The 7,770-nt window shown below is 64.8% G+C and carries 9 protein-coding genes; 4 read left to right on the top strand and 5 right to left on the bottom strand.

All coding sequences use genetic code 11. The features are described 5' to 3' along the window. A partial coding sequence (locus AB4Y99_RS22645; RefSeq protein ID WP_441524915.1) for an integrase core domain-containing protein occupies positions 1 to 348 on the top strand: 348 nt, incomplete at its 5' end. Positions 349 to 576: 228 nt separating this feature from the next. Here AB4Y99_RS22645 and AB4Y99_RS22640 read toward each other — a convergent pair. Both AB4Y99_RS22640 and AB4Y99_RS22635 read right to left on the bottom strand, forming a co-directional pair. Next, positions 577 to 2,535, bottom strand: a complete 1,959-nt coding sequence (locus AB4Y99_RS22640) for an FAD-binding monooxygenase (RefSeq protein WP_441524914.1) — start codon at positions 2,533 to 2,535, stop codon at positions 577 to 579. 46 nt (positions 2,536 to 2,581) lie between these two features. Beyond that, the gene (locus AB4Y99_RS22635; protein WP_370954294.1) at positions 2,582 to 3,280 is read right to left on the bottom strand and encodes a class II aldolase/adducin family protein; all 699 of its coding nucleotides are present in this window, start codon (positions 3,278 to 3,280) and stop codon (positions 2,582 to 2,584) included. Between AB4Y99_RS22635 and AB4Y99_RS22630 the strand changes: the two genes are divergently transcribed. Beyond that, the gene (locus AB4Y99_RS22630) at positions 3,212 to 3,361 is read left to right on the top strand and encodes a hypothetical protein (protein ID WP_441524916.1); all 150 of its coding nucleotides are present in this window, start codon (positions 3,212 to 3,214) and stop codon (positions 3,359 to 3,361) included. The two genes, AB4Y99_RS22635 and AB4Y99_RS22630, sit on opposite strands and share 69 nt — an antisense overlap. A gap of 43 nt (positions 3,362 to 3,404) precedes the next feature. Here AB4Y99_RS22630 and AB4Y99_RS22625 read toward each other — a convergent pair whose 3' ends face one another. The 3 genes from AB4Y99_RS22625 to AB4Y99_RS22615 form a co-directional block, all read right to left on the bottom strand. Beyond that, positions 3,405 to 3,611: a hypothetical protein gene (locus AB4Y99_RS22625; protein ID WP_142020961.1), complete on the bottom strand. Its 207-nt coding sequence runs from the start codon at positions 3,609 to 3,611 to the stop codon at positions 3,405 to 3,407. A gap of 202 nt (positions 3,612 to 3,813) precedes the next feature. Next, positions 3,814 to 5,010 carry a Gfo/Idh/MocA family protein gene (locus AB4Y99_RS22620; protein ID WP_441524913.1) on the bottom strand — a complete coding sequence of 399 codons (1,197 nt, stop codon included), beginning with the start codon at positions 5,008 to 5,010 and terminating at the stop codon, positions 3,814 to 3,816. 9 nt (positions 5,011 to 5,019) lie between these two features. Further along, a complete protein-coding gene (locus AB4Y99_RS22615; protein WP_441524912.1) occupies positions 5,020 to 5,979 on the bottom strand; it encodes a PDR/VanB family oxidoreductase in 960 nt (319 codons plus the stop codon). 115 nt (positions 5,980 to 6,094) lie between these two features. On the opposite strand from AB4Y99_RS22615, the gene AB4Y99_RS22610 reads away from it, so the two are divergent. Together AB4Y99_RS22610 and AB4Y99_RS22605 are read left to right on the top strand one after the other, a co-directional pair. Next, complete coding sequence (locus AB4Y99_RS22610) at positions 6,095 to 7,429, top strand: Rieske 2Fe-2S domain-containing protein (protein ID WP_441524911.1); 1,335 nt, start codon at positions 6,095 to 6,097, stop codon at positions 7,427 to 7,429. 131 nt (positions 7,430 to 7,560) lie between these two features. After that, a partial coding sequence (locus tag AB4Y99_RS22605; RefSeq protein WP_441524910.1) for an aldehyde dehydrogenase family protein occupies positions 7,561 to 7,770 on the top strand: 210 nt, incomplete at its 3' end.

Genomic DNA, 7,770 nt, shown 5'->3' with positions numbered 1-7,770 from the left:
ACGCTGGAAAGGGTCTGCGCGAAACTTGGCTATCCGAAGACGATCCGTGTCGATCAGGGCTCCGAGTTCGTCAGCCGCGATCTTGACCTGTGGGCCTATGCCAAGGGCGTCACGCTCGACTTCTCGCGGCCAGGCAAGCCGACGGACAATGCCTTCATCGAGGCGTTCAACGGACGCTTCCRCAGCGAGTGCCTGAACACCCATTGGTTCCTGACCCTTGCGGATGCGGGCGAAAAGATGGAGGCTTGGCCCAGATACTACAACGAGGATCGGCCGCACGGGGCCATCGGCAACAAGCCACCGATCCTGCTGCAAAATCCCGGCGGAGCACCCAGCCCGCCGCCGTGATTGAAGGCCGGAAACTCTACCGTCCGACGCTCCAGCAAATGGTCTCGGATCAGGCCGGGTGCTCATGTAGCGCACCGTCGAGGCGCATCGTCCGTCTCCGTGAGTGACAGACTCTACTCAAATCTGGAGAAAGATCAGGGTCTCAGGTCACTGTCGCAGCGCAACTGGTGGCATTCGCGATCTTTGCGCTCCGGCGCCGCGGCTGGCGCAGAACCATGCCCGCTTGACTCAGTTCACCTGCTCGACATCCGAAATGACGCCTTCGAAATAAGCCGCCAGCGCCGCGTAAGCATCCAGCGGCAGCACATGGGCGATGTATTGGTCTGGTCGCACGATCACAAGGCAGCCGCGCTCGCGGTCGATGCCGCGCATGTCGAAGATGTCCTGGCAGGAGTGGAGATCGGGACAGAATATCTTCTCGTAGTCGCGCAGACCTAAGCGCCCTTTCCGGGGCAGAAGTAGCTCCGGCATCGCCTCCAGCTTGAGATCGCGATGCCCCTGTTGGACGATCGCACGCAAATCTATGACGGCGTCGACATCGTCCCCGGCCCGCCGGGATCGCCGGACCGGCGACGAGGGCGAATTCGCCAGGAAGTCACAGAGCGCACGCAACCGCGAAGACCGCGTCGCCGGATCGCTCCGATCTGCGAAAGCGTAGAGCCGCCATCGGCCATCGGCCAGCGCGACATGACCGAGTTGGACCGGCTTGGCATCGGCCAGACGCACCACCGGCGCGGAATGGAAGCGGGTGCCGATCGACAGCCCCCGGGCCAGATCGGCATACGTCGGCTCGCCTGTAAGCAATGACGGAGCGTAGCGGGTTGCCGTCCCGGCCGTATAGCGCCCGTGTCTGACGAAATAGGCCTGGACCTCCTTCGGGTCGACACCTTCGCTGTCCGATGCCGATGACTTCAAGGGCGCGCTGAGCATCTTCGCCCATTCACGATCGAAATCGATCAGCTCCCGCGCGATCGCCCGTCGTTCGGACGAATAGCTGTGCAGCAGTTCCGGCCCGGATCGCCTCTGAAGGACGGCCGCGAGTTTCCAGCCCAGGTTGAAGCTGTCCTGCATCGAGACGTTCATGCCCTGCCCCGCCTTCGGGCTGTGGGTATGGCAGGCATCGCCGGCGATGAAGACGCAAGGCGGGMGGCCTTCCACCTCTTCGGCCGGCACATCATCGAACTTGTCGCAAAGGCGCTGCCCGATCTCATAGACGGACCACCAGACAACCTCATGAACCTCGAACGCGTAGGGATGTAGGATACGTTGCGCCGCGGCGATCAGGTGCTCGACGCCGAAATTGCGGTTCGCGACCCGCTCATTTTCGCTGAGCTTGTCGAGTTCGACATAGATCCGGATCAGATAGCCGCCTTCGCGCGGGATGATCAGGATCGAACCCTCGCCGGCCGACTGGATCAACGCCTTCAACCGCACATCCGGGAAATCGGTCACGGCCAGCACGTCCATGACACCCCAGGCCTGATTGGCGGAATCGCCGTGCAAGGCGCGCCCGATCGCTTTGCGCACGGCGCTACGGGCGCCATCGCAGCCGACGACGTAGCGCGCCCGGACGGTCTCGATCTCGCCCTCCTGCCCAGGATCGAGACGCTCCAGTTGCACCGTCACACGATGCGGCGACGCGCCCGACTCGGCCGCGCTGCCTATATCGATCTGCAGATCAACCAGACGCCGCGAATAGCTCGGCTCCAGCCGTGTCGGCGCCTTGCGCATGACGTCCAGGAAGAAGTCATGCACCCGCGCCTGGTTCAGGATCACATGGGGAAATTCGGAGAGTCCGTCCTCGACGTCTTGGATCCGGCCATGGCGGATGATGTTCTCCGGCCGCTCCGCGTCGGGCTTCCAGAACGAAACCTCGTTGACCCAGTAGCTTTCCTTGAGAACCCGCTCGGAAAAGCCGAAGGCATGGAACATCTCGATCGTCCGGCATGCAATGCCGTCGGCCTGTCCGAGTTCCAGGGGCCCGCTCTTCTGGTCGACGATCCGGGTCTTGATATCGGGGAAAGCAGCAAGTTGCGCCGCCAGCGTCAGGCCGGCCGGCCCGCAGCCGACGATGAGGACATCGACCTCCGCCGGCATGGTTTCGAAGGTCGGGGGGGGCTCGTTGCCCTCAGGGCGTTCGGAAACGTTCGGATCGCCGGCCCGAAAGCCATTCAGATGAAACTGCATGGAGGCCACCCTCGGCGCTTGGGACGATTGATGCCAGCGAGACCGTTCAGCTTCGCCGGGCGCGCGCCTGTTCCAGCCACATCTCCCAGGGGCGATGAACCTGCGCTTCGATATTCGCAACGCAGGAGCGGCTTTCGCCCTCGGTGAGATAGGTTACCTCGCCGAGCTGCATCGCCTGCAACTGGTAGCGTGCATTAAGTTCGGCATAGACCGCGCGATAGACCGCCTGCTTGATCGAGCCGCCCACCACCGTCGAGCCATGACCCCGCATAAGCACGATGTCGTGGCCGTCGAAATGTTCGGCCAGGGAGCCGCCGAGGTGGCTGTTGCTGATCAGGAGGTCGGTTGCGTCGCCACCGGCTTCGCGGATCTCGAAAACCGGCGCGCCCTGCCCGATGAAGCCGGCCATGTGGAACATCGCCCTTAGCCGCACCCCCTTCACGACGCTGAGCGGCACGATCGAATGTGAGTGGCTATGGACCACGGCCATCACATCGGGACGCCTGCGAAAGATCTCGGCGTGGATGAAGCGCTCGAGATAAACCCTGCGGCCGGCTGCGTTCACGGCCTGGCCGTCGAGCGAAAATTCAACGATGTCCTCGGCCGTGACTCCGCTCGGCGCCATGTTGCGGGCCAGCAGGAAACGGTCTGGGCGCTTGTCGTGGCGCACGCTGATATGGCCGAAAGCGTCGACGACGCCCTGGTCGAAGAGGATGTGATTGGCAGCGACGAGCTCCTCGATCATCTCCTGCGATGGGGAGACGGAGGCGTCGGCCGTATCGGCGACGTCGACCGCGATTGGATGATGATGTTCGCCATGATCTGACGCGCACATAGTTCGGTTCCTCCCAAAATCGCCGGTCGAGAGCCTAGCGTCGGTTGGCCGGCTCTTCCGGAGCCGGATTGTTCGCGGTGGAGGCTAGGATCGCGATGGTGTCCTGCTCCGCCGCAGCGGCGCTCTTATAGCGGGGCGCCGTGGTGACCAGCGGGCGCTCGGCATCGGCCGGATAATAGATCTCGATCGCGAAACGACCCGTGGCGTGGTCCTCGACAGGCTCGATGCGGATGAGCGGCATGGCGGATTCCCTGGCGGCGCGGCTGCTGTGCGTAGGCTGAACTAGACCGTGCGCCGCCTGGCCGGTCCAAGACAAAAAGGCTTCTCCTGCCAAGCTTTTTCATGCTAGGCGGGACGATGTTACTGGCGGCCGGGCCCATGCTGGATCCGCCCGGGCCGAGCCGACCGGTCGGCAAACTCGTCTCCAGCTTTGCGATATCGGCTCAAGCCGCTGCGACCTGGTGGCGAAGGATGACCTCCCGTCCCCTACGCGCGGATTCGAGGATCGCGAGGCAGACTTCAAGTGTCGCCATGCCCCAGGCGCCAGAATGCAGAGGCGGAATGCCGCCCCTCGCCGCGGCATGGAGCTCGTCAACCACCTCGGCGCGCGGCACGGTTGGCGCCGGCACCGGCTCGAGCCAACGTTTGTCATCGGCATAGACCATCACGCCCTCAGCGAGGGGGCGCAGATCGGCCTGCTCGCAGCAGACCGTGATCGGCCCGAAGTGATTATGCGCGGCTGTCACGGGCGCCGCGACGGGGCTCTTCGCCACGCCATAGGTGCGGGTGTTCTTGAGCGCGGTTTCCTCCTCCGGCGTCGAGACCTGCGCCAACCCGCGCCGCGCGCTGCCATAGCTCTCAGGGTCGCGCCGCTGGCCCATCTCGCCGATCCAGCCGAGTTGCTCGTCGCTGTCGTAGCGGCCATAGCCGCTATAGGTCAGCATCGCGCTGGCCCCGTCCTTGAAGACGAGGAACGCCTGGTAAGCTCCCTCGGTCGGGCGTGCCGGATCGAACCGTCCGGTGGTGGCCCACACGGTCGCAACCTGCCCGCCCCCGAGCAGCCGGGCGATATCGACCTGATGGGCACCCTGGCTGAACACGACGCCGCCCCCTTGCGCGGTGTCGAGCTCTTCCGGACGGCGCGGCCGGTAAAGGAAATCGGTGTGGTTGGACGCCGTAATCATGCGCGCGCGGCCGAAACAGCCCGAACGAATCAGCTCCGCCGCCTTCAGATAAGGCGCGTCGAAGGAATGGCTGTGTCCGACCAGGAGATGCACGCCGCCGGCCTGCGCCGCCTCGATCATCGCCCGGCAATCGGCGAGGGTCAGGGCCATTGGCTTCTCGACGAGGACATGCTTGCCACGGGCCGCCGCGAGCCGGACATGGGCCACATGGAATTGGTGCGGCGAGGCGATGTAGAGCGCCTCGATCGCCTCGTCGTCGCAAAGCTGCTCGACGCTGTCATAGCTGCGTGCCGGGGCTTCAGGCCGCGAGAAATCGCTCTCGAACTGCCGGCGCRCCTCCGCGCGCGGATCGGCGGCGGCGACCAGCCGCACGAGCGGATGATGCGCCAGCGTCGGCAGCATCAGCATGAAGGCGCGGCCCAGGCCGACGACGCCGAGACGGAGCGGTTCGTTCATGGCAAGCCCCTAGAGATCGAGCACGAGTTCGGCGGATTTCGCTCGTGACACGCAGATCATGATGTTGCGGGCGCGCTCGTGCTCCGCCAGCGCCAGATCGCGATGCTCGGGCTCGCCCGAGACGAGCCGCGTCCTGCAAGTGCCGCAGGTTCCGCTCTCGCAGGAGGACGGCAGCACCTTGCCGGCCTCGCGCAGGACTTCGAGGATCGACTTGTCGACCGGGACCTCGAAGCGCTCGCCGCTTTTCGCCAGCGCGACCGTGAAGGGGGTGTTGTCTTCCGGCCGGGCCTTGGCCGCACCGAAATCCTCGAAATGCACCGCCGCCGACGACCAATGCCCGGTTATGTCGCGCACCGCCTCCATCAGGCCGCGCGGCCCGCAGCAATAGAGATGGGCGCCCTTCGGCTCCTCCAGCACCGGCCAGAGGTCATAGGCCTTCTCCGGATCGCCGCCGTCATGGTGGATCACCACCTTGCCGCGGAATTCCGGGCTCAGGAACTCGTCGCGGAAGGCCATCATCTCGGGTGAGCGCGTGAAATAGTAGAGCTTGAACGGCTTCGCCCGCGTCGCGATCAAATGCTTGATCATCGCGCGGATCGGCGTGATGCCGATGCCGCCGGCGATGAAGATATAGCTCGACGGACCGGGCTTCAGCGCGAAGTCGTTCTTCGGCAAGGTGATCTCGATCTCGTCCCCGGCTTGTGTCTCCTCGATCAGGCTGATCGACCCGCCCCGGCCGCCGAGCTCCTTCTTGACGGCGATGACATAGTGGTCGGTCTCGTCGGGATCGTTGCAGAGCGAGTATTTCCGCATCTCGCCAGTAGGAACCCTGACGCCGAGATGCGCGCCCGGCGTGAATGGCGCCAGCGCAACGCCATTCACCGGGCACAGCTCGAACAGGCAGATGTCCTGCGCGACCATCTGCTTGTCCGCGATCGTGACCCGTAAGGTTGCTTTTTCCTCGCTCATGTAAGCCTCCGCCCGCCTCTCTCGACAAGGGTTTGAAACCGGGATAACTTAAGACTTAGGTATCTAAGTAATTGGCGATTGGCTAGCCCCGACCGCACGACTGGAGGGATCGTCCGTGCTGACCCGTGAGGAAAATGAACTGCTCTGCCGCGTCGAGGGCGAGGCCCCGATGGGCGCGCTCATGCGGCGCCACTGGGTGCCGGCGCTGCTGTCCGAACAGCTCGTCGAGAGCGACGGCGCGCCGGTCCGCGTGCGGCTCTTCGGCGAGGACCTCGTCGCCTTCCGCGATACGGATGGGCGCATCGGCGTGCTCGGCGAGTTCTGCCCGCACCGCAAGGCTTCGCTCTTCTTCGGCCGCAACGAGGAATGCGGCCTGCGCTGCCTGTACCATGGCTGGAAGTTCGACGTGGACGGCAAGGTGCTGGAGATGGTCTCCGAGCCGGCCGAGAGCGGCTTCGCCGAGAAGGTCCAGCACAAGGCCTATCCGACGCAGGAGGCCGGCGGCTTCATCTGGGTCTATATGGGGCCGAAGGAGCTGATGCCGGCATTCGAGGCGCCGCCCTGGGCGCCGACGCCGGAGGCCAAGGTCTCGATCGTGAAGATCGACCTGCCCTGCAACTGGGCGCAGATCATGGAGGGGCAGATCGATTCCGCCCATTCCTCCAGCCTGCATTCATCGGACATGAAGCCTGCTCGCGTCACGACGGCCGGCGCCAACGCGACGCACTGGACGCGCCCCTCGACCGACAAGAACCCGCGCATCCAGGTCCAGCTCACGAATTACGGCTTCCGCTACGCCGCGATCCGCCGGCCGATCATCAACGCCCAGACGCATGACTATATCCGGCTGACAGTCTTCGTCGCGCCCTTCGTGGCGCTGATCCCGCCGAACGCGTCCTACAATGTCGCGACCGTGATCGTGCCCAAGGACGACGTCTCCAGCTATTTCCACTTCATCGCCTGGGGCAATGACGACTGCATCGACCAGGAGAGCTGGCGCAAGTTCTGTGTGGCGCAGGTCGGCATCGATCTCGACAAGACCTACAAGCCGGTCCTGCGCAACAAGGCGAACGGCTATCTGCAGGATCGCAAGGCGATGAAGCTGGGCGACTTCACCGGCGTCCCCGGCATCCCGAACCAGGACATCATGATGTGGGAGTCGATGGGGCCGATCGCCGATCGCACCAGCGAGCGCCTTGGCGCCAGCGACATYGCCATCGTCCAGTTCCGCCGCGTGATGATCGATGCCGCCCGCAAGCACATCGCCGGCGGCGAGCCGCTCGGCCTGATCGAGCCGCATATCCCGCAGGCCAAGCTGCGCTCCTATCAGGGCATCGTTCCCAAGAGCGAGGATTGGCGCAAGCTCGGTGCGTCGAGCGAGGAGGTCGCCGCGCTCGACGGCATGGAGCAGGACGAGACCGAAGCCGAGATGGCGGCGGCGCGGGGCTAGAGAATTCGTAGTCTTCGCAACTGCGAAGAAGCTTTTCGGCATCGCCGCCAAAGCGGGAAAGTCTTTGAACACCGGCCAGGGCTGCGCGAGTGTTCGCGGCGACGACGTGCACCCTCGCCGTGAGATCCGCCATGCTCGACAAACCCGCACCGACAGGCCGCAGCCTCTATATCGGCGGAAGCTGGCGGCATCCGCTGTCGGGACGCTATGTCGCCACGCTCAATCCCGGCACGAACGAGGCGATCTGCGATGTCGCCGAGGCCTCGTCCGCCGATGTCGATGCCGCGGTCGCAGCGGCGCGGGCGGGTTTCAAGACCTGGCGCCAGGTCCCGCCCCTCGAA

Origin of the sequence: Allobosea sp. TAB14 (assembly GCF_052113865.1) — a bacterium.
GTDB lineage: Bacteria > Pseudomonadota > Alphaproteobacteria > Rhizobiales > Beijerinckiaceae > Allobosea > Allobosea spartocytisi.
This window is presented reverse-complemented; position numbering and strand designations above follow the sequence as displayed.

Bases quoted from the DNA above. Each gene is read 5' to 3' on its own strand.
- AB4Y99_RS22635 (WP_370954294.1), bottom strand. From the start codon at position 3,280: ATGATCGAGGAGCTCGTCGCTGCCAATCACATCCTCTTCGACCAGGGC.
- AB4Y99_RS22630 (WP_441524916.1), top strand. From the start codon at position 3,212: ATGGCCGAAAGCGTCGACGACGCCCTGGTCGAAGAGGATGTGATTGGC.
- AB4Y99_RS22615 (WP_441524912.1), bottom strand. From the start codon at position 5,979: ATGAGCGAGGAAAAAGCAACCTTACGGGTCACGATCGCGGACAAGCAG.
- AB4Y99_RS22625 (WP_142020961.1), bottom strand. From the start codon at position 3,611: ATGCCGCTCATCCGCATCGAGCCTGTCGAGGACCACGCCACGGGTCGT.